Consider the following 24,245-nt stretch of genomic DNA (forward strand, 5'->3'; position numbering starts at 1 on the left):
CCGGTCGCAGCGGGCCGGCGAGCCCGCGCAGATTCGTGTGCGTGCGCCTAGCGCGGCGCGCGTGCTTGCGATGCGGGCGCGCGTGCGTGGATCAGCGTCACGCCGAGCAGCACCAGCGCCACCCCGATCGACTTGCGCAGCGAGAAGCTGCCCTCCAGGCCGGGCAGCAAGGCCGACGCGAGGTACACCAGCGCGTAGCTCACGCTGAGGAGCGGATACGCGCGGTTGAGGGGCAGGTGGCGCAGTGCGGCCAGCCAGCACAGCAGCGACGCACCGTAGGCACCGATCGACGCCACGAGCAGGGCCGCCGGCGCCCACGCGATGTCCGCGATGCGGGCCACCGGCCAGGACTCCAGGTGCGGCAGGCGCATCAGCGACCAGCGCATGCCGACCTGCGCCAGCGTGACCAGGGCCACGCTGCATGCAGCGGGCAGGAGCGCACGCGTCTTCATGAGGGCAAGCCGATGCAGGCCACCCCGAGCACGATCAGCGCAATGCCGCCCCAGTGCCGCCAGTCGGTGGGCTCGCCCAGCAGGTAGTGCGCGGCCAGCGTGACGAGCACGAAGTTGAGGCTCAGCATCGGATAGGCGATGCCGACGTCGAGCCGCTGCAGCACGACGAGCCACACGAGCAAGCCCGCGCCCAGGCACAGCAAGGCCGCCCAGGTCCACGGGGAGCGGAGCAGTTCGCCCGGGCGCGCGCTACGGCCCGACACTGCGAGCTTCTGCGCGATCTGGCCCAGGCTGGTAAGCAGGCACACGAGTGCGACGAGCAGCCAGGTCATTTCGGTGCCGATGGGGGATAGATCGCCACGAAGAGACGCGCATCGAGATCGCGGACGGCCGCGCCGGGGGGCAGCGCAGCCAAGGCGGCGGCGCTGTCGCGCGGCACGCGCATCACGACGCCCACGCTGCCCTGCGTTCGTTGCTGCGCGATCCACGCGGCCGCCTCGCCGGAAGCGACCAGGCGGCCTGCCCCGGCCGGCTTGGCCAGTCCGTACTCCAGCTCGCCTGCGCCCTGGTACAGCGTGACGTCGGTGCGTCGCAGCTCCCACGCCACCAGCGCGCACAGGCCCGGATCGTTGCACAGCACGGCGTCCGCGGCCCGGAGTTCGGTCGCATGCCGGCGGATGCCGGCGGACGGTTGCTTGGACGTGGCGAGTTCGTGCGTGAACACGAAGGGCAGCCCCGCGAGCAGCAGCCACAGCGCCTGCGCCGCGCCATCCCACGCACGCAAGGGCCAGCGCCATTGCGCCAGCGCGAGCAGCGTCCAGGCCAGTGCGATCACGAGCGCGACGATCCACGCGCGACCGTCCTGCGGGCCGTAGAGACCGCGCTGGCGCGCGTACCCGAGCCCGGCCAGCAGCACGAGGCCGATCGCGAGGTTCACGCCGGCATTCGCCTTCAGCCACCGCGTGCGCCCGGCGTCGAGTTCGCTGGCGAGCGAGCGCGCCAGCAGCAGCGCAGCGGGCGTGAAGCAGATCAGGATGTACGCGGGCAGCTTGCCGCGCGCGGCGCTGAAGAACAGCAGCGGCGCCAGCAGCCACACCAGCAGGAATGCGATGTCGGCGTCCCCGCGCTGCGACCACGCGGCAGCCGCTGCCCGCGGAGCCAGCCCCAGCCACGGAATGCACCCGAGCGCGAGCACCGGCAGGTAGAACCAGGCGGGCGCGCTGTGCTGCGCTTCGCCGGAGGCGAACCGGCGCACGTGCTCGTTCCAGAAGAAGAAGTTCCAGAAGTCGGGCGCGCGGTGGTGCACGGCCAGCGCCCACGGTGCGGCGACCAGCACGGCGACGGCGACGGCGATCGGCCCGTAGCGCAGCAACTCGCCGAAGCGGCGACGCCACAGCATGTAGGGCGCGGCCACGAGGAAGGCGAGCGCCCACGCGACGAAGCCCTTGACCAGGAAGCCCATGCCGCACGCGGCACCCAGCACCACCCACGCACCGAGGCGCACGCGCCTGCGCGTGGTCTTGATCGCGACGTGGAAGGCGAGCAAGGCGAGGTTGATCCACACCGTGAGCTGCGGATCCAGCGTGATGTACACACCGAGCGCCGCGACCAGGGCGAACGACAGGTAGACCAGCACCGCCACCGCGCTCGTGCGGCGGTCCGCCCACAGGCGTTGCGCCAGCAGGCCGACCAGCAGCGCGCTCGCGCCCGTGGCCAGTGCGGTGGGCAGCCGGCTCGCGAACTCGGTGGTCCCGAGCAGCCATTCGCTGGCGGCATTGAACCAGTAGCCCCCGACCGGCTTCTCGAAGTAGTCCAGGCCCAGCAGGTGCGGCACGATCCAGTCGCGGCGCGCAACCATCTCGCGCGCGATCTCCGCGTAGCGCGATTCGTCGGGCAGGAACAGCGGCCGCAGCCCCAGGGGCAGCAGGAACACCGCGATGAACAGCAGCACCAGGCGCCGCGGCGCCGCGAGCCTCACTGCTGCACCCCGAGCCAGCCTTCGCGCCCGGGCACCTCGCCGCGCACGAGGTGGCCGGCGGGAACCTGCCCGGGATCGGAGGGCAACAGGTCGCGCAAGGGCCGGAACGCATAGCCCTGCGCGCGTCCGTTCGCGAGCAGGCGCTTGAATTCGTCGGCCATCGCGATGCCTTCGACCTCCGCGTGCACGGTGTACGTGTTGAGCACGCCGGGACGGATGCTGGCGAGAATGAAATCGGTGAAGGCCTGCGGATTCATGCGCGGGCCGACCATCTCGTCGAAGGTGGGCAGGGTGACGGGAACCTGCGGCGCGGCCGTGCGGCCATCGCGCAGCAGCGGCCGGAACAGCGAGTTGCCCCGGCAATCGCTGTTGTAGCGGAAGCCCAGGGCTTCCTTCGCTTCGACGACGCGTTCGTCCGCGCGCCAGCCTGCTGCTGCCGACGATTCGACCGGTGCGCCCAGGATGTCCTGCAGGGTCTTGGCGCCGCGCTCGATCTCGGCCACGAGCCGCGGCAGCGGCCACCCTCCGGCATTTCGCTGCCAGCCGTGGTGGTCCCACGCATGCAGGCCGACCTCATGGCCGCGCGCGCGCGTCTCGCGCATCAGCGCGCCGAAGCGCCGCCCGATCTCGCGGCCCGGCCACGCCGTGCCCGCGAGCAGGATGTCCCACCCGTAGAGCGACGCTGCCTTCGAACGCAGCATCTTCCACGCGAACGCCGGGCGCAGCATGCGCCAGAGATGGCGCCCCATGTTGTCGGGGCCGACGGAGAAGAAGAAGGTCGCGCGCACGCCGGCGGCGTCGAGGTTGTCGAGCAGCCGCGGGACGCCTTCACGCGTCCCGCGCCAGGTGTCGACGTCGACGCGCAGGCCGACGTCCGTCATTGCTTCACGGCTTCATTCAGGAAGAAGTCCAGGGTCTTGGCGATGGTCTCGGCCATGGGCACGCTCGGCGCCCAGTCAAGCGCGCGCTTCGCGTTGGCGATGCTGGGGCGGCGGTGCGCCACGTCCTGGTAGCCGTTGCCGTAGTAGCTGCGGCTTTCCACGTCCTTGAAGCCGGCGAAGGGCGGGAAGCGGTCGCGCAGGGGATGCTGCTCGAAGTGGCGCACCAGCTCGTACGCGAGCTCGCGGATGCTCGCCTCGTTGTCCGGGTTGCCGATGTTGATGATCTGCCCGTCGCAGCGGCCGCCCTTGTTCTCGATGATGCGGAACAAGGCTTCGATGCCGTCGTCCACGTCGGTGAAGCAGCGCTTCTGCGCGCCGCCGTCGATCAGCTGGATGGGCGTGCCCTCGACCAGGTTCAGGATCAGCTGCGTGATCGCGCGCGAACTGCCGATGCGCGCCGAGTCCAGCCGGTCCAGCCGCGGGCCCATCCAGTTGAACGGACGGAACAGCGTGAACTGCAGGCCCTTGCTGCCGTAGGCCCAGATCACGCGATCGAGCAGCTGCTTGGACACCGAGTAGATCCAGCGCTGCTTGTTGATCGGGCCCACCACCAGGTTGGAGCGGTCCTCGTCGAAGCGCTCGTCGGTGCACATGCCGTAGACCTCGGAGGTCGAGGGGAACACCACGCGCTTGCCGTACTTGACGCAGTACCGCACGATGCGCAGGTTCTCCTCGAAGTCGAGTTCGAACACGCGAAGCGGATTGCGCGTGTACTCGATCGGCGTCGCGATCGCCACCAGCGGCAGCACCACGTCGCACTTCTTGATGTGATATTCCAGCCACTCGGTGTGGATGGAGATGTCGCCCTCGACGAAGTGGAAGTTGGGGTGGCCGCTGAAGCGCTGGACCGCATCCGAGCCGATGTCCAGGCCGTACACGTCGTACTTGCCGGCAGCCAGCAGCCGCTCGGACAGGTGGTTGCCGATGAAGCCGTTGACGCCGAGGATCAGCACGCGCGTGTTGCGCACGGGCGCGCGGCTGCCGCGCGTGAGCGTCATGCCCTCGGCCAGTCCCAGTTCGCGGGCGAGCTGCGGGCCGGCCAGGAACAGGCCGGCGTCGCCCCGCTGCCCTTCGCGCACTTCCAGCGCGCCCTGGCCGCAGGCGATGCGGAACGGATCCGTGCTGAGCACCGTGCCCGGCGCGGCGGAGCCGTCGGCCTCGACAGCGCGCGCGCCCCACACGATCAGCTTCTGGTCCGCGTGCCAGCCGAACGCGCCCGGAAAGGGCTGCGTCACGGCGCGCACCAGGTTCGCCAGTTGTTCGGCAGGCTTGCTCCAATCGAGCTCGCCATCCGCGGGCGTGCGGCGGCCGAAGTAGGTGGCGAGCGATTCGTCCTGCGGCTGGCCCACGAGGTCGCCGCGCGCCAGCTTGGGCAGGCTCTCGGCCAGCAGCGCGATGGCCGCCTCGCGCAGCTTCGTGTGCAGCGTGCCGGCCGTGTCGTCCGGCGCGATCGGCACCTTGCGCTGCGCGAAGATCGGGCCGGCATCGGGCCTGGCCACCATGCCGTGCAGCGTCACGCCGGTTTCCTTCTCGCCGTTGACGAGCACCCAGTTGGCCGGCGCGCGCCCGCGGTAGCGGGGCAGCAGCGAGCCATGCAGGTTGTACGCACCGCGACTGGCGCACGCGAGCAACTCGGGCGAGAGCAGCTTGCGGTAGTAGAAGGAGAAGATGAAGTCGGGCTGCAGCTTGCGCACGCGCTCCACCCACAGCGGATGGTTCGCGTCTTCGGGCGCATGCACCGGGATGCCGTTGCGCGCGCACAGCTGCGCGACCGAGCCGTAGAAGCGGTTCTCGCCGGGATCGTCGACGTGCGTGAAGACGGCGCTGATTTTGTAGCCTGCATCCAGCAGGGCCTGGATGCCGGCGCATCCGATGTCGTGGTAGGCGAAGACGACGGTGTTCATGCGGAGGCGCTCATCCTGTCCAGTGTGTCCCGGCTCGTGGCGGCCGGCTCGCCGCGCACGATGCGCTCGACGTAGAAGCGGGGGCGGGCGCGCACGTCGTTGTAGACGCGCCCGAGGTACTCACCGAGCAGGCCCAGTCCCAGGAACTGCGCGCCGGTGAAGATGAAAAGCACGGCGAAGAGCACGAACACGCCCTCCGCAGCCCATTGCGGCCCGTTCACCAGCCGCAGCACCAGCAGCAGCAGCGCGAACGCGAACCCCGCCATGGCCATGCCGGCGCCGAACAGGCTCAGCAGGCGCAGCGGCGTCGTGGTCATCGAGGTGACGAGGTCGAACATCAGGTTCACCAGCTTCAGGAACCCGTACTTCGATTGCCCCTGCTCGCGCGCGGCGTGCCCCACCGGGATCTCGCACACGTGGCGCGCGAAGCTGTTGGCGAGGATGGGAATGAAGGTGCTGCGTTCGCGGCACTCGAGCATCGCGTTGATCACGGTGCGCCGGTAGGCCCGCAGCATGCAGCCGTAGTCGGTCATCGCGACGCCGGTGGAGCGCAATGCGGCGAGGTTGATCAGCTTCGACGGCAGCTTGCGCAGGATCGAGTCCTGCCGCGACTGGCGCACCGTGCCGACCACGTCGTAACCCTGCGAGGCGACCTCCACCAGGCGGGGGATTTCCTCGGGCGGGTTCTGCAGGTCGGCGTCCAGCGTCACCACCAGGTCGCCGCTGCATTGCTCGAAGCCCGCCATGATGGCCGAGTGCTGGCCGTAATTGCGATTGAGGATGACGGCCACCACGGGGCTGCCGCGCTCGGACGCGGCCTGCTGCAGCAGGTCGGCGGAGCCGTCGCGGCTGCCGTCGTCCACCAGCACGATCTCGTAATCGCACGGCAGGCTGTCGCAGGCGGTGCGCGTGCGCCGCAGGAGCTCGGGCAGGCTGGCCTCCTCGTTGTACACGGGGATGACCACGGACACGCGCTGGATCGGATAGGGTCTCATTGTTGCCGTCCCACGATGTCGCGGATCGCCGCCACCACCCGGTCCACGTCGGCGAGGGTCATGTCGGGGAACAGCGGAATGGAGCAGATCCGCGCCGAGTTCCACTCCGTGGCGGGCAGGCTCAGGTCGGGCCAGCGCTGGCGGTACCAGGGGTGCAGGTGCGTCGCGATGAAGTGGATGCCGGTGCCGACGCCGCGCTGCTTCAGCGCCTCCATGAAGGCGTCGCGGTCGAGCCCGCAACGCTCGGGGTCGATGCGCAGCACGAACAGGTGCCACGCATGCTGCGAAGGATCCGCCGGTAACGCGAGCGGCTGCACTGGCAGGCCCTCGAGCTGTTCCAGGTAGCGCTGCGCCAGCCGGCGCCGGCTGGCGTTGATGTCGCCTATGCGATGCAGCTGCGCCAGTCCCAGCGCCGCGTGCAGGTCCGACAGGTTGTACTTGAAGCCCGGCTCGATCACCTGCGCCTGCGGCTTGCGCCCCATGGTCTCGCGGTCGAACGCATCCACCGCGAGGCCGTGGAACTTCAGGCGCCGCACGCGCTCGGCGAGCGCCGCGTCGTCGGTGACCAGCATGCCGCCCTCGGCGGACGTGAGGTTCTTGATCGCATGGAAGGAGAAGATGGCGGTGCCGCTGGAGCCGACCGGGCGGCCCTCGCAGGTCGTGCCCACCGCGTGCGCGGCGTCCTCGATCAGCGGGATGCCGTGCTTGCCGGCGACGGCGCGCAGCCCCGGCAGGTCGCAGGCCGCGCCCGCGTAGTGCACCGGCACGATCGCCTTGGTCCGCGGCGTGATCGCCGCCGCCACCGCCGCGGCGCTCACCATCAGGGTGTCGCGATCGACGTCGACGAACACCGGGGTGGCGCCGAGCAGGCAGATGAGGTTGGCCGTGGAGACCCAGGTCATCGAGGGCGTGATGACCTCGTCGCCCGGGCCGATGCCCAGCGCAAGCAGCGTCACGTGCATCGCCGCCGTCGCCGAAGCGACGGCCACCGCGTGCTGACCGCCCACCAGCGCCGCGAACTGGTCCTCCAGTTTCTGCGCATTGGGGCCGGTGGTGATCCATCCCGAGCGGAGCACGTCGGTGACCGCGGCGATTTCCGCGTCGCTGATGCTGGGGCGGGAGAAGGGAAGAAAAGCTTGATCCATCGCGATCCGTCGTGGCGGCAGGGTCCCGGCGAGCCCGGGTGCGGCGCGGTGCGCCGCTTCGGGGTTCCTGCCGCGCGCAAACTCTAGCGAACGCCTCACTGTCCCGCAACCTGCCCGGTCGAGGAACGGCTGCGCGCATTCGCGACTCTTGGTGCCGGTTGTCCGAATCGAACGGACGACCTACCGCTTACAAGGCGGTTGCTCTACCAACTGAGCTAAACCGGCGTCGGGTTCATCCGGCGAGATTAGATCAGATGCGCAGGAGGGAGCGCAGCCGCCCTGCGCCAGCCCGTGAAGGCAAGCCGGCTCGTGCCACGCAGCCCTGGGCGCAGCCACACCTCCTCCGCTACTTGATCCGCTTGAGCGCCGGACGCGGGCCGCTGGGCGGCTTGGGCGGCTCGTGCTCGGGCGGCTTGCCAGCCTCGTCGGGGGTCACGAGCTGCACCACCTTGCCTTCGTCCACCGGCGCGGCAGGCACGCTGGAGAGCGGCGAGGCCTTGGCGGGCCCCGTGTCCTCCGCGGGCGCGCCGGCCACCGGAACGGGGAACGCCATGCCCTGCCCGTTCTCGCGCGCGTAGATCGCGATGACCCGGTTCACGGGCACCATGATCTCGCGGGCGCTCCCGGCGAAACGCGCCTTGAACTCGATGAAGTCGTTGCCCAGCTTGAGCGAACTGGTCGCGTCGTAGCTGATGTTCAGCACGATCTCGCCGTTCTTCACGTACTCGCGCGGCACCTGCACGCTGTCGTCCACCAGCACCGCGACGTACGGCGTGAAGCCGTTGTCGGTGCACCATTCGTACAGGGCCCGGATCAGGTACGGGCGGGTGGACGTCGATTCGAGTGCGTTCATGGGCTCCGCGAGGACAGCTTTATTTCCGCATCACCTTTTCCGAGGGCGTGAGCGCCTCGATGTAGGCGGGACGCGAGAAGATGCGCTCAGCATACTTGAGCAGCGGGGCCGCGTTCTTGGACAGTTCGATGCCGTAGTAGTCCAGGCGCCACAGCAGCGGCGCGATGGCGACGTCCAGCATGGAGAAGTTCTCGCCCAGCATGTACTTGTTCTTCAGGAACACGGGCGCGAGCTGCGTCAGGCGGTCGCGGATGTGCGAGCGCGCCTTTTCCAGGGCCTTCTCGTTGGATTTCGCCGCGCGGGACTCCAGCGTCGACACGTGCACGAACAGCTCCTTCTCGAAATTGAGCAGGAACAGGCGCACGCGCGCACGGTCCACCGGGTCGCCGGGCATCAGCTGCGGATGCGGGAAGCGCTCGTCGATGTACTCGTTGATGATGTTCGACTCGTACAGGATCAGGTCGCGCTCCACCAGGATCGGCACCTGCCCGTACGGGTTCATCACGTTGATGTCTTCCGGCTTGTTGTACAGGTCGACGTCACGGATCTCGAAGTCCATGCCCTTTTCGAACAGAACGAAGCGGCAGCGATGGGAGAAGGGGCAGGTCGTTCCCGAGTACAGCACCATCATTTTGAAAGTCCTTTAAAAACCAAAAAGAGTGGGCCGATGAGGACCCACTCTACATCGTCGAAGTCCGCATGTCCGGCGGCGCCGGACCGCGCTTGTTACCTAGTGGACATCTTTCCAGAACGCCGCGTTGAGGCGCCAGACGATGACCGTGAAGACGGCAAGGAACAGCAGCACCCAGGTGCCGATGCGCACGCGCTCGTTCTGCGCCGGCTCGGCCATCCATTGCAGGTAACCGACGAGGTCACCGACGGCCTGGTCGAACTGCAGCTCGGTCATGGTGCCGGGGGTCACCTGCTTCCAGCCCTTGAAGGCCTCGACCTCCTGGCCGTGCTCCTCGATCTTGGCGAAGACCGGTTCGCGGTCGCCCTGCAGCTGCCACAGCACGTTGGGCATGCCCACGTTCGGGAAGACCAGGTTGTTCCAGCCGGTCGGCCGCGACGGGTCGCGGTAGAAGCTGCGCAGGTAGGTGTAGAGGTAGTCGGGACCCGAGCCGGCGTGGCTGGCACGCGAGCGGGCGACCAGGGTGAGGTCGGGCGGCACGGCGCCGAACCATTCCTTGGCGTCCTTCGGGTCGATCGGCGACTTCATGGTGTCGCCGACCTTGTCGGTGACGAACAGCAGGTTGTCCTTGATCTGCTGCTCGGAAATGCCGATGTCCTTCAGGCGGTTGAAGCGCATGAAGGCGGCCGAGTGGCAGTTCAGGCAGTAGTTGACGAACAGCTTGGCGCCGGTCTGCAGGGCCGGCAGGTCGTTGGTCCGGCTGGGCGCCTTGTCCCAGTGGACTTCCGCCTCCGCGGCCAGCGCACCCGTCAGGCTGCCCAGGGCCAGCAGCACGGTGAGGATCAGTTTTTTCATTCTCTTGGCTCCGGGCTTCAGTGCGCGAAGGTGATGCGGTCGGGCACGGCCTTGAACGAGCCCAGCCGGCTCCACCACGGCATCAGCAGGAAGAAGCCGAAGTAGTAGATCGTCCCGACCTGCGCGATCAGCGTGCCCATGGGCGACGGCGGCTCGATGCCCAGGTAGCCCAGCACCAGGAAGAACACGACGAGCACGCCGTACACGCCCTTGTGCCAGCCCGGGCGATACCGGATCGAGCGCACGGGGCTCGCGTCCAGCCAGGGCAGGAAGAACAGGATGATGACGGCGCCGCCCATGACGACCACGCCCCAGAACTTCGCGTCCAGGTTCTTCAGCAGCACGACCGCGATGGCGGCGATCACCACGACCGCGATCTTGCCGATCATGGACAGGCGGCTGCGGAAGAAGGCCCAAACGGCGGCCAGCACCACGATGATCGCGAACACGTTCACCATCACGTCGGTCGTCGCGCGCAGCATCGAATAGAAGGGCGTGAAGTACCAGACCGGCGCGATGTGCAGCGGCGTCTTCAGCGAGTCGGCCGGGATGAAGTTGTTGTACTCCAGGAAGTAGCCGCCCAGTTCCGGCGCGAAGAAGATGATCGCGCTGAACACCATCAGGAACACCGACACGCCCACCATGTCGTGCACGGAGTAGTACGGATGGAACGGGATGCCGTCCAGCGGGTGGCCGGCGGCGTCCTTCGGCTGGCCGGGGCCCTTGATGTCGATGCCGTCCGGGTTGTTGGAGCCGACGTCGTGCAGCGAGAACAGGTGCGCCACCACGAGGCCCAGCAGCACCAGCGGGATCGCGATCACGTGGAAGCTGAAGAAGCGGTTCAGCGTCGCGTCGCTCACCACGTAGTCGCCGCGGATCAGGAGCGAGAGCTGGTCGCCGACGAAGGGGATCGCGGAGAACAGGTTCACGATCACCTGCGCGCCCCAGTAGGACATCTGGCCCCAGGGCAGCAGGTAGCCGAAGAAGGCCTCGGCCATCAGCATCAGGAAGATCATGCAGCCGAAGATCCACACCAGCTCGCGCGGCTTGCGGTAGCTGCCGTAGATCAGCGCCTTGAACATGTGCAGATAGACGACGATGAAGAACGCCGACGCACCCGTGGAGTGCATGTAGCGGATCAGCCAGCCCCAGGGCACGTCGCGCATGATGTACTCGACGGAGCCGAAGGCGGTGGCCGCGTCCGGCTTGTAGTGCATCACCAGGAAGATGCCGGTGACGATCTGGATCACCAGCACCAGCAGCGCGAGCGAGCCGAAGAAGTACCAGAAGTTGAAGTTCTTGGGCGCGTAGTACTCCGACATGTGGACGCGGTAGGCGTCGAACGCGGTCGGGAAACGATTGCGCAGCCAGTTGTCCAGCTTGGCGCCGGTGCTGGCGTTCGGGGAGATTTCCTTGAATTCAGCCATGGTGCGTCCGTTCAGGCCTTGCTTTCTTCGCCGATCAGGAGCCGGGTGTCCGACAGGTACTGGTACGGCGGCACCTGCAGGTTGTCCGGCGCCGGCTTGTTCTTGTAGACGCGGCCCGCAAGGTCGAAGGTCGAACCGTGGCAGGGGCACAGGAAGCCGCCCTGCCAGTCGTCCGGCAGCGAAGGCTGGGGACCGGGCTGGAACTTGTCGCCGGGCGAGCAACCGAGGTGCGTGCAGATGCCAACGAGCACCAGGTACTCCGGCTTGATGGAACGCCACTCGTTCTTGCAGTTGTCCGGGATCGGGTACGCCGTGCGCTTGGAGTCCGGGTCCGCGACTTCGTTGTCGGTCTTCTTCAACGAGGCGAGCATCTCCGGCGTGCGGCGCAGGATCCAGACCGGCTTGCCGCGCCATTCGACCGTCATCTTCTGCCCGGGCTGAAGGGCCGAGATGTCCACTTCAACCGGTGCGCCGGCGGCCTTGGCTCTTTCGGACGGCTCGAAGCTGCTGACAAATGGGACGGCGACAAAGCCCGCGCCCACCGCGCCGGCACAACTGGACGCGATCAGCCACGTCCTTTTGCTGGCGTCCACCGTGGAGTTGCTCATGGGGTCCTCGAGGATCTCTCGTTGTTGAGGGTCAACCGGCGATTGTAGCGGGTCGTTTCCACCCGATTCCACCCCCCGGGCCGGCTCGCGCATACTTCCGCATTCGCCAGGCACCAGGAGAAGAGACATGAAGAAACTGCTGCACGAATTCCGCGAGTTCGCGATCAAGGGCAACGTCGTCGACCTCGCCGTGGGCGTCATCATCGGCGCGGCCTTCGGCAAGATCGTCGATTCGCTGGTGAACGACATCGTGATGCCGATCATCTCGCGCGTCGTGGGCAAGCTGGATTTCTCCAGCATGTTCCTGGTGCTCGCGCAGCCGCCGGCCGGCACGCCCATGACGCTGGACGCGCTGAAGAAGGCGGGGGTGCCGGTGCTGGCCTGGGGCAGCTTCGTGACCGTGGCGATCAACTTCCTGATCCTGGCCTTCGTGATCTTCCTGATGGTTAAGCAGGTCAACCGGCTGCGCCGGCAGCACGCCGCGGCCGAGGCGAAGCCCACCGAGCCCGCACCGCCGCCGGAAGACGTGCAGCTGCTGCGCGAGATCCGCGACAGCCTGAAGACCGGCCTGCCCGCCGCGGCCCGCTAGGGGCCGGGCGCGAGGGTGCGCGCCATCCGCAGGGCCTCGACGAGGCTCGCCGGATCGGCGCTGCCGCGGCCGGCGATGTCGAAGGCCGTGCCGTGGTCGGGGCTGGTGCGCACCAGCGGCAGCCCCAGCGTGACATTCACGCCCTTCTCCACACCCAGGTACTTCACGGGAATCAGGCCCTGGTCGTGGTACATCGCGACCACCACGTCGAACTCGCCGCGGCGCGCGCGCATGAAGACCGTGTCGGGCGCGAACGGACCGTGCAGGTCGAGGCCGTCGCGCTCCGCCACCTGCATCGCCGGCACGATGACGTCGATCTCCTCGCGCCCGAACAGGCCGCCCTCGCCGGCGTGCGGGTTGAGGCCGGCCACGGCGATGCGGGGCCGCCGCCCGAGCGAGCGGGCCAGTGCAGCGTTGGTGATGCGCAGGGTCTGCAGCACGTTGTCGTGGGTGACGGCGGCCAGGGCATCGCGCAGCGCCATGTGGATGCTCACCAGCACGGTGCGCAATTCGTCGTTCGCCAGCATCATGCGCACGGGCATCTGCTCCACGGCGACCCCGGCATGCAATGCAGCCTGCGCCTGCAGCAGCTCGGTGTGGCCCGGGAAGGGCACGCCCGCGGCCGCGAGGGCCTCCTTGTGCAGCGGCGCGGTCACCAGCGCTGCGATCTCGCCGCGCAGCGCGGCCTGCGCGGCCCACAGCACCGCATCGGCGGCGAGCCGGCCCGCATCGGCGCTGACCTGGCCCAGCGCCGGCAGCTGCGCGAACGGCGCGCGCACCGCCCACAGCGGGATGCAGCGCGGCGGCACCTGTGCGAGCTCGGCGAGGTCCCCGATCACCGCGACGGGCAGCGGCGGCTGCCCGCCGGCGGCGATGGCGGTGCCGCGGCGCAGCGCCTCGAGCTCGCCGACCACGAAGCAGCCCTGCGTCAGCGCAGGCTCCTGCGCAAAGGCCTTCGCGATGATCTCCGGCCCGATGCCGGCGACGTCGCCGATGGTCAGCGCGATCGGCTTCACAGGACCTCCCCAGGCTTGCCCGCGCTCATGCGGGATTCTCGATGTCGACGAACTCGTGCGCGATGCCCAGCGCCTGTGCGACGTGGCCGGCGACCGCGGGTGCCCCGTAGCGCTCGCTCGCGTGGTGGCCGCAGGCGAGGAAGGTGACGCCGCACTCGCGGGCGTAGTGCGCCTGCGGCTCGGAGATTTCCCCGGTGAGGAAAGCCTGTGCGCCGGCGGCGATGGCCGCCTCGAAGTACGACTGCGCCCCGCCGGTGCACCAGGCGATGCGCCGGATCGGCCCGGCCGCCCCCGGCACGCAGGTCACCGGCCGGCCGAGCGCCTTGCGCACGTGGGCGGCGAGCGCTTCGCCATCCGCGAATGCCTGCCTGTCCGTGCGCCCGCCCAGGAAGCCCAGGTCCTGTTCGCCGAAGCGCGCATCGGCCTGCAGGCCCAGCACGGCGCCGAGTTGCGCGTTGTTCCCCAGCTGCGGATGCGCATCCAGCGGCAGGTGGTAGGCATACAGGTTGATGTCGTGCGCGAGCAGCAGCGCGAGCCGCTGCTTCATCCAGCCGGTCACCCGGCCGTCCTGCCCGCGCCAGAACAGGCCGTGGTGCACGAACAGGGCATCCGCCTTGCGGGCGATCGCCGCCTCGATCAGCGCTCGGCTCGCGGTCACGCCCGACACGATCTTGCCCACCGACGCGCGCCCTTCCACCTGCAGGCCGTTCGGCCCGTAGTCCTTGAAGCGCTCCGGTGCGAGCAGGGTATCGAAGGCTTGCAGCAGGTCTTGCCGTGGGGTCATGGAAATAGGGCACAGGGACGACGCCACATTCTCCTACGCGGCCGCAGTGGCCGGCGCGAACATCGCCGCTTCCCAGGAGGTCCGATGGGTGCACAGGCACTGACGCTGTGGAGCATGGCGCTCGGCGCGATCGCCGCCGTGGCGCTGGCGCGCGCCGCCGACCTGCTGCTGCGGCGTGGCAGCGTGCAGGCACGCGCCCTCGCCTACCACCTGAGCGTGTTCCTGCTGGTGCTGGTCGAAAGCGGCGTGCTGCGACAGGTGGCGCAGCCGGCGACCGCGCGGCTGCACGTCCTGCAGGTGCTGGCGGGACCGGTGTGCGTGGGCTTGTCCAATTTCTGGATCCACGGCTGGCTGGCCGCGGGCGAGCGCGACCGCGTGATGGCCGCCATCCTGCGCGCCTCGGCGCTCGCCCTGCCGGTCGGCGGCATCGCGGCGCTCGCGCTCCCGGCCCACCTGCAGTTGCCCGCGGCCGCCTTGCTGTCACTTGCCGGCAGCGGCCTCACCTGCTGGCTCACGTTCCGTGCCTGGACCATCGGCGACCGGCTGGCGCTGACCATGGCCGCGGGCTGCGTGCTCACGCTGCCGGCCATCGCGGGGCTTTATGCGCTGGCGATGCACCTGGGCTCCTGGAAGCTCGCGGGCCAGGGCGCCATCGCACTGGCCGCCGTCGGCAGCAATGCACTGACCGGGCACGGCCTGTGGCGGCGCGCGCGGCGCGCCTGGCGCACGCGCGAGACGGGCAGCGTGCCCCTGCTCGACCCCGTCACCCGGTTGCACAGCGCGACCTCGCTGGTGCAGCAACTGCTGGCCGCGCAGAAGCGCCGGGGCCGCACCCGCCGCGAGGGCGCCTTGCTCGCGATCATCGTGTTCGAGCCGGAACGCATCGCCCGCGACGCCGGCGGTGCGGCCCTCGACGAGGTGTGGATGACGCTGGCCGCGCGCATCCAGCGGCAGGTGGGCCTGGCCAATCCGGTCGGGCGCTACTGGGACCGCTGCTTCGTGGCCCTGGTGGAGACCATCCCGGGCCGCCCCTGGCTGCGGACGCTGGCCCTGCGCACGGCCGCCGCCCTGCGCCAGCCGGTGGAGGTGACGGGCCGCGGCGGGCAGGCGCTGCGGGTGCGCGTGGAGGTCGGCGTCGGGGTCGTGCACCTGGACCGCAAACCGGCGGAGCTCGAGGACGTGCTGGACCTCGCGCAGCGCCTCGCCGAGGCGGCCCGCGCCCTGCCGTCCCGCACCGCGATGATCGATCCCGTCAGCGGCGAGGTGGTCGCGGTCGAGTCGGCGCAACTCGCGCCCGTGCGTGGAGGCGGGCCCGTGCGTGCAGGACTGTCCGTGCAGCGGCCCGCGGGCTGACCCGCCTCAACGCACGGCATACACTTGGGCTTTCCCGAGTGAAGACGATGCGACGCTACTGGCTGGTGTTCTCCCAGGCCGTCACGGTGCTGCTGGCGGCCTACTTCGTGGTGCTGACGCTCAAGCCGGAGTGGGTGCACCAGCGCCCGGCCGTGAGCACGGCCACGACCGGCGTCACCCTCAGCGAGGCGCCGAGCCTGCCGAACAACGCGATTCCGGCGGGCAGCTTCCGGGTGGCGGCCCAGAAGGCCTCGCAGGCGGTCGTGAGCATCAACACCAGCAAGGCCGCCGACCGGTCCTCTGCCGACGATCCGTGGTTCCGCTTCTTCTTCGGCGACCAGGGCTCGGTGCCGCAAAGCGGGCTGGGCAGCGGCGTCATCATCAGCCCCGACGGATTCATCCTCACCAACAACCACGTGGTGGAGGGCGCCACCGAAATCGACGTGGTCCTGAACGACAGCCGCAAGGCGCGCGCGAAGGTGATCGGGACCGACCCGGAGACGGATCTCGCCATCCTCAAGGTCAACCTGGACCGGCTGCCGGTGATCACGTTGGGCAACTCCGATGCGCTGCAGGTCGGCGACCAGGTGCTGGCCATCGGCAATCCCTTCGGCGTCGGCCAGACCGTCACCAGCGGCATCGTCAGCGCACTGGGGCGCAACCAGCTGGGCATCAACACCTTCGAGAACTTCATCCAGACCGACGCCGCGATCAACCCCGGCAACTCGGGCGGCGCGCTGGTGGACGTCAACGGCAACCTGATGGGCATCAACACCGCCATCTACTCGCGCTCGGGCGGCAGCATGGGCATCGGCTTCGCCATCCCGGTGTCCACGGCGAAACTCGTGCTCGAAGGCATCGTCAAGGACGGCGTGGTCACCCGCGGCTGGATCGGCGTGGAGCCGGCGGACCTCTCGCCCGAGCTGATGGAGACTTTCGGCGTGAAGGCGCGCAAGGGCGTGCTGATCACGGGCGTGCTGCAGAACGGCCCTGCCGCGCAGGCGGGCGTGCGTCCGGGCGACGTCGTCGTGGCGGTGGGCGGCAAGGACGTGGCGAACGTCTCCGAGCTGCTGACCACCGTGGCTTCGCTGAAGCCCGGCACCGCCACGCCCTTCAAGCTGCAGCGCCGCGACGAGAACCTGGAGGTCACCGTCACCCCCGGCAAGCGCCCCAAGCCGAAGCCGCAGCCCCAGGCGCTGCCGCAGCGCTGACACCGCTTCGCGATTGCTGACAGCGGGGAACGGACTTCGATACGCAAAGAGCGCAAAAGGAACAGCCAAGATTCGCAAAAGAGACATTCCTTCAATGGAAGTCCCTCTGCGTCCTCTGCGTAACCTTTGCGCCCTCTGCGTTCCAGTTCCTGAAACCGCACTCGCTTGCGCGACCGGCCGCGAGGCCCAGGGCTAGGGCTTCGCTGCCTCGCCTTCTTCCTCGGGCGCCTTGGTGTGCTTCACGAAGATCTGCGCCGCCCAGATGCCCGCTTCGTACAGCAGGCACATCGGGATCGCCAGCGCCAGCTGCGAGACCACGTCCGGCGGCGTGATGACGGCGGCCACGATGAAGGCCACCACGACGAAGTAGCCGCGGTACTGCTTGAGCTTCTCGACGGGCACGATGCCCATGCGCGCGAGCACCACCACCACGATGGGCACCTCGAAGGCCGCGCCGAACGCGAGGAACATCGTGAGCACGAAACTCAGGTACGCCTCGATGTCAGGCGCCGCCGTGATGCTTTTCGGCGCGAAGCTCTGGATGAAGGTGAAGACCCGGCCGAACACGAAGAAGTAGCAGAACGCCACGCCCAGGAAGAACAGGATCGTGCTGGAGACCACCAGCGGCAGCACCAGCCGCTTCTCGTGCGAATACAGGCCGGGCGCGACGAAGGCCCACACCTGGTACAGCACCACCGGCAGCGCCAGCAGGAAGGCCGCCATCAGCATGATCTTCAGCGGCACCACGAACGGCGAGATCACCGAGGTGGCGATCAGGGTCGCGCCCTTGGGCAGGTGCGCCACCAGCGGCGCGGCCAGCAGGTCGTAGAGCGCCGAGGGGCCGGGAAAGACGGCCAGCACCGCTGCGACCACGCCGATGGCGATGATCGAGCGGATCAGCCGGTCGCGCAGCTCGATGAGGTGCGCGACGAAGGGCTGCTCGGTGCCCGCCAGTTCGTCTTCCGGGTCGTTCGGAGTTGTGGACATAGGGAAGCGGTCGCCGGGCTGGCCGGCGCCGCTGTCAGTTGGACTTGCGGGGGCGGTACTTTGCCACGCGCGCGGCGCCGGACAGCGCGCGGGTGCGCACGCCGGCACGGGCCTTGTACCAGTGCGGCACGGCGCCCTGCTTGACGCGCCATTTCTTCTTCGGATGCCGGTACTCGGGGTAGGCGGGCGCCAGGTCGGGCAGCGGCGGCGCGGTCGACGCGGCGTCCTGCCACTGCTTCTCGAAGTCGGCGGCGGCGCTGGACACGGAGCTCTCGACGTCGCGTGCGGCGCTCTCCACCGTCTCCTTCATCTTGCGAAGTTCCTCGAGCTCCATGGAGCGATTCACTTCGGCCTTGACGTCGTTGACGTAGCGCTGCGCCTTGCCCAGCAGCGTGCCCACCGTGCGGGCCACGCGCGGCATCTTTTCGGGCCCGATCACGATCAGCGCCACGGCGCCGATCACGATCATCTTTTCGAGGCCGAGGTCGATCACGTCGTCAGCCGGCTCAGGACTTGTTGCGGGCTTCGACGTCGATGGTGGTCTTGTCGCCGGTCGGGCCCTGAGAGGCCGTCACCTGCGAAGCCGGCGGCACGGGCGTCTCGGGAGCCCCACCTTCGCGGATGCCGTCCTTGAAGCCCTTGACGGCGCCGCCGAGATCCTGGCCGATGTTCTTCAGCTTCTTGGTGCCGAAGACGAGCACCACGATCAACAGCACGATCAGCCAGTGCCAGATGGAAAAGGAACCCATGGATCAAACTCCTGTTTACTGCTCGGATTCTAGTCGGGCTGCGAAGTTCGCCCGAAGGGCAAGCTCAGCCTTTCAGCCACGGCCGGGGCCCGCCGATGACGTGGAAATGCAGGTGCGGCACCTCCTGCCCGCCGTCGCCGCCGGTGTTGCACACCACGCGGAAGCCGCCCTCGGGATAAGGCCGGCAGCCTTCCTGGGCCGCGAGCTTGGGCACCAGCGCCATCATCCGCCCCAGCATGGGCGCATGCCGTTCCTCCACGTGCGTCATCGACGTGATGTGCTCCTTGGGGATCAGCAGGAAATGCACGGGCGCCCAGGGATGGATGTCGTGGAAGGCGAGGATCTCCTCGTCCTCGTAGACTTTCTTCGAGGGGATCTTGCCTTCGACGATCTTGCAGAAGATGCAGTGGGGGTCGGACACGTTGCCTCCGTCCCGCCCGGGCCGGTGGGTGGCCGCTTCAGGTGGGGTAGCGATTGTCGTTGAAGCGCAGCCAGCCGCGCAGGCAGCGGTACAGATACCAGGCGCCGATCACGGTGTATGCGACCGCTCCGGGGAAGATCAGCAGGAACCACAGCGGCCCCGCGAGCGCCAGCCACAGCAGCGTCCACCACACCGTGCGGATCATGTAGTTGTGGTGTTCCCGGTACAGCGGGTCGGTCTCGTCCGAGCGCAGGACGTAGTGGATGACCAGCGCGATGATCGACAGGCTCCACAGCGTGAACGGGGAGACGGTGTGCATGCCGTAAAGCACCTGCATCACGGTGCGGCGCCTGCTGCCCGCGCCGTTGTCGTCGTCCAGGTTCACGTAGTCGGTTTCCGGCATGGCTGCCTCCTCGTGCGGTCTAGTCCCCGGCGCCCTCGCGTGCGCGCGCCTTGCGCAATGCCTTCTCTTCCAGGCCGGACAGGCCTTCGCGGCGCTGCAGTTCGGCGACGACGTCCGCCGGCGCCAGGCCGTAGTGCGCCAGCGCGATCATGCAGTGAAACCACAGGTCCGCCACTTCGCCCACCAGCTTGTGGCGGTCGCCGCCGTGGTCGACGTCCTTGGCCGCCATGACCACTTCGGTGGCCTCCTCCCCGATCTTCTTCAGGAAGGCGTCCGGCCCCTTGTGCAGCAGGCGGGCGACGTAGCTCGCCTCGGGGTCGCCGCCGTTGGCGGGCTTGCGGCTCTCGATGACGGCGGCCAGGCGGGCCAGCGGATCGGACGGGGGCGTGCTCATGGCTTGGCGTAGATGGTGGACGGGTCCTTCAGCACGGGCTCGACCGCCTGCCAGGCCCCGTCACGGAACACCTGGTAGAAGCAGCTGTGGCGCCCGGTGTGGCAGGCGATGGAGGGCTCGTGCCCGAGCTGCGTCACCTTGAGCAGGACCACGTCGTTGTCGCAGTCCAGGCGGATTTCGTGCACCTGCTGGACATGCCCCGACTCCTCGCCCTTGGCCCACAGCTTGCCGCGCGAGCGGCTGAAGTACACCGCGCGCCCGAGTTCCGCGGTGCGGCGCAGCGCCTCGCGGTCCATCCAGGCGAACATCAGCACGTCGCCGCTGGCAGCTTCCTGCGCGATGACGGGCACCAGCCCCTGCGCATCCCACTTGACTTCGTCCAGCCAGTCCATGGCCGGATTGTCCCACGGCCGCCGGCCGCTGCGACCAGGCTACAGGCGGACCGGGATGCCGCGCTCGGACATGCGGTGCTTGGCCTGGCCGACGGTGTATTCGCCGTAGTGGAAGATGCTGGCCGCCAGCACGGCGTCGGCGCCGCCCTGCTGGATGCCGTCGGCCAGGTGGTCCAGGTTGCCGACCCCGCCGGAGGCGATCACCGGCACCGGCACGGCGTCGCTCACCGCGCGCGTGAGTTCAAGATCGAAGCCGGAGCGGGTGCCGTCGCGGTCCATGCTGGTGAGCAGGATCTCGCCGGCGCCGCGCCGCGCCATCTCGCTCGCCCAGGCCACGGCGTCCAGGCCCGTGTTGCGGCGACCGCCATGGGTGTACACGTCCCAGCCCGCTCCGCGCGTGGCCGCGTCTTCGGCGCTGCGGCGCTTGGCGTCGATGGCCACCACGATGCACTGCGCGCCGTAGCGCGAGGACGCCGCCGAGATCACGTCCGGGTTGGCCACCGCCGCGGAATTGAAGCTGGTCTTGTCGGCGCCCGCATTGAGCAGCCGCCGCACGTCTTCGACCGTACGCACGCCGCCACCGACGGTCAGCGGGATGAACACCTGCGAGGCCACGGCCTCGATGATGTGCAGGATCAGGTCGCGTTCGTCGCTGGTGGCGGTGATGTCCAGGAAGGTCAGTTCGTCCGCGCCCTGCTCGTTGTAGCGCGCGGCGATCTCCACCGGGTCGCCCGCATCGCGCAGCTCCACGAAGTTGACGCCCTTGACGACACGGCCGCCGGTGACGTCGAGGCAGGGAATGATGCGTTTGGCGAGCATGGCAGGCGCTTCAGCCCTGGCCGAGTTCGTCCGCCCGCTCCTGCGCCTTGGCGAAGTCGAGGTCGCCCGAGTAGATCGCGCGGCCGCAGATCACGCCTTCGATGCCCTCGTCCTCCACGGCGCACAGGGCCTCGATGTCCTGCATGGAGGACAGGCCGCCGGAGGCGATCACGGGAATGGAGAGGGACTGGGCGAGCTTGACGGTGGCCTCGACGTTGATGCCGGTGAGCATGCCGTCGCGACCGATGTCGGTGTAGATGATGGACTCGACACCCCAGTCCTCGAACTTGCGGGCGAGGTCCACCACCTCGTGCCCGGTCAGTTTGCTCCAGCCGTCGGTGGCCACCTTGCCGTCCTTCGCATCGAGGCCGACGATGATGTGACCGCCGAAGGCCGTGCAGGCGTCCTTCAGGAATCCGGGGTTCTTGACGGCCGCGGTGCCGATGATCACGTAGCGCAGGCCGCCGTCGATGTAGCGTTCGATCGTGTCGAGGTCGCGGATGCCGCCACCGAGCTGCACCGGGATGTCGTCGCCGACCGCGCGCAGGATGGAGCGCACGGCGGAGAAGTTCTGCGGCTTGCCGGCGAAGGCGCCATTGAGGTCCACCAGGTGCAGGCGGCGCGCGCCGCGCTCCAGCCAGGTGCGCGCCATCGCGGCGGGGTCCTCGCTGAAGGTGGTGGCCTGGTCCATGTCGCCCTGCTTCAGGCGTACGCAGTGGCCGTCTTTCAGGTCGATCGCGGGAATCAGGAGCATGGGGGAGGTGCTGCGGGCACTGGGTGGGAAGGTGGGCCGCTTCCTGAGCGGTCAGGGATTCCAGTGCAGGAAGTTGCGATAGAGCGAGAGGCCCTGGTCGGCGCTTTTCTCGGGATGGAACTGGGTCGCGAAAATATTATCGCGGGCCAAGGCACAGGTAAAGCGAACTCCGTACTCGCATTCCCCAACACTGTGGCGCGGGTCGGACGGGCGCGCGTAGAAGGAATGCACGAAGTAGAACCAACTTTCGTCGGGAACGCCAGCCCACATGGCGTGCGGACGGGCCTGGTTGACGCGGTTCCAGCCCATTTGCGGCACCTTGTAGCGGCTGCCATCGGGCTGGCGCTGGCCCTCCAGCTGGAAGCGCACCACCTCGCCATGGATCAGCCCCAGGCCGTCGGTGGGCCCTTCCTCGCTGCGATCCAGCAGCATCTGCATGCCTACGCAGACGCCGAAGAGGGGCTTGGAGGCCGCGGCCTCCAGCACGGACTCGAGCAGGCCCGAGTCGCGCAGTTCGCGCATGCAATCGGGCATGGCGCCCTGCCCCGGCAGCACCACGCGTTCGGCGGCACGCACGTCCTCGGGTCGCGAGGTGACGATGGCGGTCACGCCGCTGCCCTGGGCGACGTGCAGCACGGCCTGCGACACGGAGCGGAGATTGCCCATGCCGTAGTCCACCACGGCCACGGTACGGGACATCAGGAAGCCTCCGCCCTCGCCGCCTCGGCAACGCCGCCCGCTCGAGTTCGTGCGGCGGTCAAAGGGAGCCCTTCGTCGAGGGAATGGTGCCGGCGGCGCGCGGGTCGAGCTCCAGCGCGGCGCGCAGCGCCCGGGCGAAGGCCTTGAACACCGTCTCGCACTGGTGGTGCGCGTTCTCGCCCCGCAGGTTGTCGATGTGCAGTGTCACGAAAGCGTGGTTCGCGAAGCCCTGGAAGAATTCGTGCGCGAGTTGGGTGTCGAAGCCGCCGATCATGCCGCTCTTGAACGGCACGTTCATGATGAGGCCGGGGCGGCCGGAGAAGTCGATCACCACGCGCGAGAGCGCCTCGTCCAGCGGCACGTAGGCGTGGCCGTAGCGGCGGATGCCCTTCTTGTCGCCCACCGCCTGGTACACCGCCTGCCCCAGGGTGATGCCGACGTCCTCCACCGTGTGGTGGCCGTCGATGTGCAGGTCGCCCTTCGCCTGGATGTCGAGGTCGATCAGCCCGTGGCGGGCGATCTGGTCCAGCATGTGGTCGAAGAAGCCGATGCCGGTGGCGAGCTTCGCCCGGCCGGAGCCATCCAGGTTCACGCTGACCGTGATCTGGGTTTCGGCGGTGTTGCGGGTCACCGCCGCTTGCCGGTGGTGACTCATGATCTCTTTCTGCGGTTCGCTCATAAGGTGGATCGCAGGGCGGCGAGCATCTGCGCGTTCTCTTCGGCGGTGCCGACGGTCAGGCGCAGGCAGCCGGCCAGCAATGGATGCATTCTAGAAACGTTCTTGACGAGCACCTTGCGCGCCTTCATGCCCTCGAAGCTCGCCGCAGGGTCGGGCACGCGCACCAGGATCATGTTGGCGTCGCTGGGCCAGGACTTCAGGCCCAGGTCCTTCAGCGCGGCCTGCAGCCGCGCGCGCTCGCGCTTCAGCTCCGCGGCCTGCGCGGCGAACACGTCCTCGTGCTCCAGCGCGAACAGGGCAGCCTCGCAATTCAGCACGCTCACGTTGTAGGGCGGCCGCACCTTGTCGATTTCCTGCACGAGCCGCTGCGGCCCCATCATGTAGCCGATGCGCACGCCGGCCAGGCCGAACTTGCTGAGCGTGCGCATCAGCAGCACGTGTTCGTGCTTCGCCATCCGATCGAGGTAGCTGCGGCTGGCGAAGGGCTGGTAGGCCTCGTCGATCACCACGAAGCCGGGCGCCGCCTGGACGATCTTTTCGATCGTCGCATCGTTCCAGAGATTGGCCGTGGGGTTGTTCGGATACGCCAGGTAGACGATCGCGGGCTGGTGCAGCGCGATCGCATCCAGCATCGCCTTCTCATCGAGTTCGAAGTCCGGCGTGAGGTCCACGCCCACGAACTTCAGCCCCTGCAACTGCGCGCTCATCGCATACATGACGAACCCGGGCTGCGGTGCCAGGATGGTGGCGCCCGGCAGGTCGCAGGCGAGCGCCAGCAGCGAGATCAGTTCGTCCGAGCCGTTGCCCAGCATCAGCCCGAAGCCGGCGGGCAGCTGCGCGTGGCGAGCGAGCGCGGCCTTCAGGTCGTCGATGCGCTCGCCCGGATAGCGGTTCAGGGCCACGTCGGCGAGACGCTCTCCGAGCTCCTTCTGCAAGGCCGCGGGCAGCCGATGCGGGTTCTCCATCGCATCGAGCTTCACCATGCCGCGCGAATCCTGGACCGCATAGGCATGCATGCCCTGCACGTCCTGGCGGATGCGGGTGGCGATCAGTTGGTCGAGGGTGGCGCTCATGGAGGACAGGGTTGCACGACGAATGGAACGCAGAGTGCGCAGAGATGACGCAGAGGACGCAGAGAACGCAGAGAACGCAGCGAAATCTTCAGCGGATGTTCCTCTGCGTCCTCTGCGAAACCTTTGCGGCCTC

Annotated in this window: 29 protein-coding genes and 1 tRNA gene; 3 read left to right on the forward strand and 27 right to left on the reverse strand. The window is 68.6% G+C overall.

Translation table 11 applies throughout. From position 1 onward, the window contains the following. Positions 1-47: 47 nt before the first annotated feature. The 13 genes from arnF to petA all read right to left on the reverse strand — a co-directional run bounded on the left by arnF (position 48) and on the right by petA (position 11,789). Positions 48-452 (reverse strand): 4-amino-4-deoxy-L-arabinose-phosphoundecaprenol flippase subunit ArnF, encoded by a 405-nt coding sequence (gene arnF, locus JJB11_RS00835; RefSeq protein WP_201166010.1) that lies wholly within the window; start codon positions 450-452, stop codon positions 48-50. After that, a complete protein-coding gene (gene arnE, locus JJB11_RS00840; RefSeq protein ID WP_201166011.1) occupies positions 449-784 on the reverse strand; it encodes a 4-amino-4-deoxy-L-arabinose-phosphoundecaprenol flippase subunit ArnE in 336 nt (111 codons plus the stop codon). Before arnE ends, arnF begins: the two co-directional genes overlap by 4 nt. Continuing rightward, the gene (gene arnT / locus JJB11_RS00845) at positions 781-2,430 is read right to left on the reverse strand and encodes a lipid IV(A) 4-amino-4-deoxy-L-arabinosyltransferase (protein ID WP_201166012.1); all 1,650 of its coding nucleotides are present in this window, start codon (positions 2,428-2,430) and stop codon (positions 781-783) included. Before arnT ends, arnE begins: the two co-directional genes overlap by 4 nt. Next, positions 2,427-3,311 carry a 4-deoxy-4-formamido-L-arabinose-phosphoundecaprenol deformylase gene (gene arnD / locus JJB11_RS00850; protein ID WP_201166013.1) on the reverse strand — a complete coding sequence of 295 codons (885 nt, stop codon included), beginning with the start codon at positions 3,309-3,311 and terminating at the stop codon, positions 2,427-2,429. The genes arnT and arnD overlap by 4 nt, the downstream gene beginning before the upstream one ends. Next, positions 3,308-5,275: a bifunctional UDP-4-amino-4-deoxy-L-arabinose formyltransferase/UDP-glucuronic acid oxidase ArnA gene (gene arnA, locus JJB11_RS00855; RefSeq protein WP_201166014.1), complete on the reverse strand. Its 1,968-nt coding sequence runs from the start codon at positions 5,273-5,275 to the stop codon at positions 3,308-3,310. The genes arnD and arnA overlap by 4 nt, the downstream gene beginning before the upstream one ends. Continuing rightward, the gene (gene arnC / locus JJB11_RS00860; RefSeq protein WP_201166015.1) at positions 5,272-6,270 is read right to left on the reverse strand and encodes an undecaprenyl-phosphate 4-deoxy-4-formamido-L-arabinose transferase; all 999 of its coding nucleotides are present in this window, start codon (positions 6,268-6,270) and stop codon (positions 5,272-5,274) included. Before arnC ends, arnA begins: the two co-directional genes overlap by 4 nt. Next, positions 6,267-7,415 (reverse strand): UDP-4-amino-4-deoxy-L-arabinose aminotransferase, encoded by a 1,149-nt coding sequence (arnB, locus tag JJB11_RS00865; RefSeq protein ID WP_201166016.1) that lies wholly within the window; start codon positions 7,413-7,415, stop codon positions 6,267-6,269. The genes arnC and arnB overlap by 4 nt, the downstream gene beginning before the upstream one ends. Positions 7,416-7,564: 149 nt before the next feature. Further along, positions 7,565-7,640 (reverse strand) — tRNA-Thr (locus tag JJB11_RS00870). A 121-nt stretch (positions 7,641-7,761) separates the two neighbouring features. Further along, positions 7,762-8,268, reverse strand: coding sequence for a ClpXP protease specificity-enhancing factor (locus JJB11_RS00875; protein WP_201166017.1), 507 nt, complete (start codon positions 8,266-8,268; stop codon positions 7,762-7,764). A gap of 19 nt (positions 8,269-8,287) precedes the next feature. Next, positions 8,288-8,899, reverse strand: a complete 612-nt coding sequence (locus JJB11_RS00880) for a glutathione S-transferase N-terminal domain-containing protein (protein WP_061500777.1) — start codon at positions 8,897-8,899, stop codon at positions 8,288-8,290. 99 nt (positions 8,900-8,998) lie between these two features. Next, complete coding sequence (locus JJB11_RS00885; RefSeq protein ID WP_201166018.1) at positions 8,999-9,754, reverse strand: cytochrome c1; 756 nt, start codon at positions 9,752-9,754, stop codon at positions 8,999-9,001. A gap of 17 nt (positions 9,755-9,771) precedes the next feature. After that, positions 9,772-11,181: a cytochrome b gene (locus JJB11_RS00890; RefSeq protein ID WP_201166019.1), complete on the reverse strand. Its 1,410-nt coding sequence runs from the start codon at positions 11,179-11,181 to the stop codon at positions 9,772-9,774. 11 nt (positions 11,182-11,192) lie between these two features. Continuing rightward, positions 11,193-11,789, reverse strand: a complete 597-nt coding sequence (gene petA, locus JJB11_RS00895; RefSeq protein WP_201166020.1) for a ubiquinol-cytochrome c reductase iron-sulfur subunit — start codon at positions 11,787-11,789, stop codon at positions 11,193-11,195. Between the two features lie 127 nt (positions 11,790-11,916). On the opposite strand from petA, the gene mscL reads away from it, so the two are divergent. Beyond that, positions 11,917-12,378: a large conductance mechanosensitive channel protein MscL gene (gene mscL / locus JJB11_RS00900; RefSeq protein WP_201166021.1), complete on the forward strand. Its 462-nt coding sequence runs from the start codon at positions 11,917-11,919 to the stop codon at positions 12,376-12,378. On the opposite strand, the gene pdxA is transcribed toward mscL, so the two are convergent. Both pdxA and JJB11_RS00910 read right to left on the reverse strand, forming a co-directional pair. After that, entirely contained in the window at positions 12,375-13,394 is a 1,020-nt protein-coding gene (gene pdxA / locus JJB11_RS00905) for a 4-hydroxythreonine-4-phosphate dehydrogenase PdxA (protein WP_201166022.1), read from the reverse strand. The genes mscL and pdxA overlap by 4 nt on opposite strands. Positions 13,395-13,419: 25 nt before the next feature. Next, entirely contained in the window at positions 13,420-14,178 is a 759-nt protein-coding gene (locus JJB11_RS00910; protein WP_201166023.1) for a Nif3-like dinuclear metal center hexameric protein, read from the reverse strand. 84 nt (positions 14,179-14,262) lie between these two features. On the opposite strand from JJB11_RS00910, the gene JJB11_RS00915 reads away from it, so the two are divergent. Both JJB11_RS00915 and JJB11_RS00920 read left to right on the forward strand, forming a co-directional pair. Beyond that, the gene (locus JJB11_RS00915; protein ID WP_201166024.1) at positions 14,263-15,531 is read left to right on the forward strand and encodes a diguanylate cyclase domain-containing protein; all 1,269 of its coding nucleotides are present in this window, start codon (positions 14,263-14,265) and stop codon (positions 15,529-15,531) included. Between the two features lie 47 nt (positions 15,532-15,578). Continuing rightward, positions 15,579-16,742, forward strand: coding sequence for a S1C family serine protease (locus tag JJB11_RS00920; RefSeq protein ID WP_201166977.1), 1,164 nt, complete (start codon positions 15,579-15,581; stop codon positions 16,740-16,742). A gap of 192 nt (positions 16,743-16,934) precedes the next feature. Here the strand turns inward: JJB11_RS00920 and tatC are convergent, their stop codons facing one another. The 12 genes from tatC to hisC form a co-directional block, all read right to left on the reverse strand. Further along, entirely contained in the window at positions 16,935-17,729 is a 795-nt protein-coding gene (gene tatC / locus JJB11_RS00925; protein ID WP_201166025.1) for a twin-arginine translocase subunit TatC, read from the reverse strand. Positions 17,730-17,763: 34 nt separating this feature from the next. Next, positions 17,764-18,222, reverse strand: a complete 459-nt coding sequence (tatB, locus tag JJB11_RS00930) for a Sec-independent protein translocase protein TatB (RefSeq protein WP_201166026.1) — start codon at positions 18,220-18,222, stop codon at positions 17,764-17,766. 13 nt (positions 18,223-18,235) lie between these two features. Further along, positions 18,236-18,478, reverse strand: coding sequence for a Sec-independent protein translocase subunit TatA (gene tatA, locus JJB11_RS00935; RefSeq protein WP_201166027.1), 243 nt, complete (start codon positions 18,476-18,478; stop codon positions 18,236-18,238). Positions 18,479-18,542: 64 nt separating this feature from the next. Continuing rightward, a complete protein-coding gene (locus JJB11_RS00940; RefSeq protein ID WP_201166028.1) occupies positions 18,543-18,899 on the reverse strand; it encodes an HIT domain-containing protein in 357 nt (118 codons plus the stop codon). A 37-nt stretch (positions 18,900-18,936) separates the two neighbouring features. Next, positions 18,937-19,302: a DUF4870 family protein gene (locus JJB11_RS00945; protein WP_201166029.1), complete on the reverse strand. Its 366-nt coding sequence runs from the start codon at positions 19,300-19,302 to the stop codon at positions 18,937-18,939. A gap of 19 nt (positions 19,303-19,321) precedes the next feature. Continuing rightward, positions 19,322-19,696 (reverse strand): phosphoribosyl-ATP diphosphatase, encoded by a 375-nt coding sequence (locus JJB11_RS00950; RefSeq protein ID WP_201166030.1) that lies wholly within the window; start codon positions 19,694-19,696, stop codon positions 19,322-19,324. Beyond that, positions 19,693-20,088 carry a phosphoribosyl-AMP cyclohydrolase gene (gene hisI, locus JJB11_RS00955; protein WP_201166031.1) on the reverse strand — a complete coding sequence of 132 codons (396 nt, stop codon included), beginning with the start codon at positions 20,086-20,088 and terminating at the stop codon, positions 19,693-19,695. The genes JJB11_RS00950 and hisI overlap by 4 nt, the downstream gene beginning before the upstream one ends. Before the next feature lie 39 nt (positions 20,089-20,127). Then, the gene (gene hisF, locus JJB11_RS00960; RefSeq protein ID WP_201166032.1) at positions 20,128-20,907 is read right to left on the reverse strand and encodes an imidazole glycerol phosphate synthase subunit HisF; all 780 of its coding nucleotides are present in this window, start codon (positions 20,905-20,907) and stop codon (positions 20,128-20,130) included. 10 nt (positions 20,908-20,917) lie between these two features. Continuing rightward, positions 20,918-21,661: a 1-(5-phosphoribosyl)-5-[(5-phosphoribosylamino)methylideneamino]imidazole-4-carboxamide isomerase gene (gene hisA / locus JJB11_RS00965; RefSeq protein ID WP_201166033.1), complete on the reverse strand. Its 744-nt coding sequence runs from the start codon at positions 21,659-21,661 to the stop codon at positions 20,918-20,920. 51 nt (positions 21,662-21,712) lie between these two features. Beyond that, positions 21,713-22,360, reverse strand: a complete 648-nt coding sequence (gene hisH, locus JJB11_RS00970) for an imidazole glycerol phosphate synthase subunit HisH (RefSeq protein WP_201166034.1) — start codon at positions 22,358-22,360, stop codon at positions 21,713-21,715. Between the two features lie 58 nt (positions 22,361-22,418). Beyond that, positions 22,419-23,015, reverse strand: a complete 597-nt coding sequence (gene hisB, locus JJB11_RS00975; protein WP_201166035.1) for an imidazoleglycerol-phosphate dehydratase HisB — start codon at positions 23,013-23,015, stop codon at positions 22,419-22,421. A gap of 20 nt (positions 23,016-23,035) precedes the next feature. After that, entirely contained in the window at positions 23,036-24,112 is a 1,077-nt protein-coding gene (hisC, locus tag JJB11_RS00980) for a histidinol-phosphate transaminase (protein ID WP_201166036.1), read from the reverse strand. Positions 24,113-24,245 lie beyond the last annotated feature (133 nt).

The organism is Ramlibacter ginsenosidimutans (assembly GCF_016654015.1).
Lineage (GTDB): Bacteria > Pseudomonadota > Gammaproteobacteria > Burkholderiales > Burkholderiaceae_C > Ramlibacter > Ramlibacter ginsenosidimutans.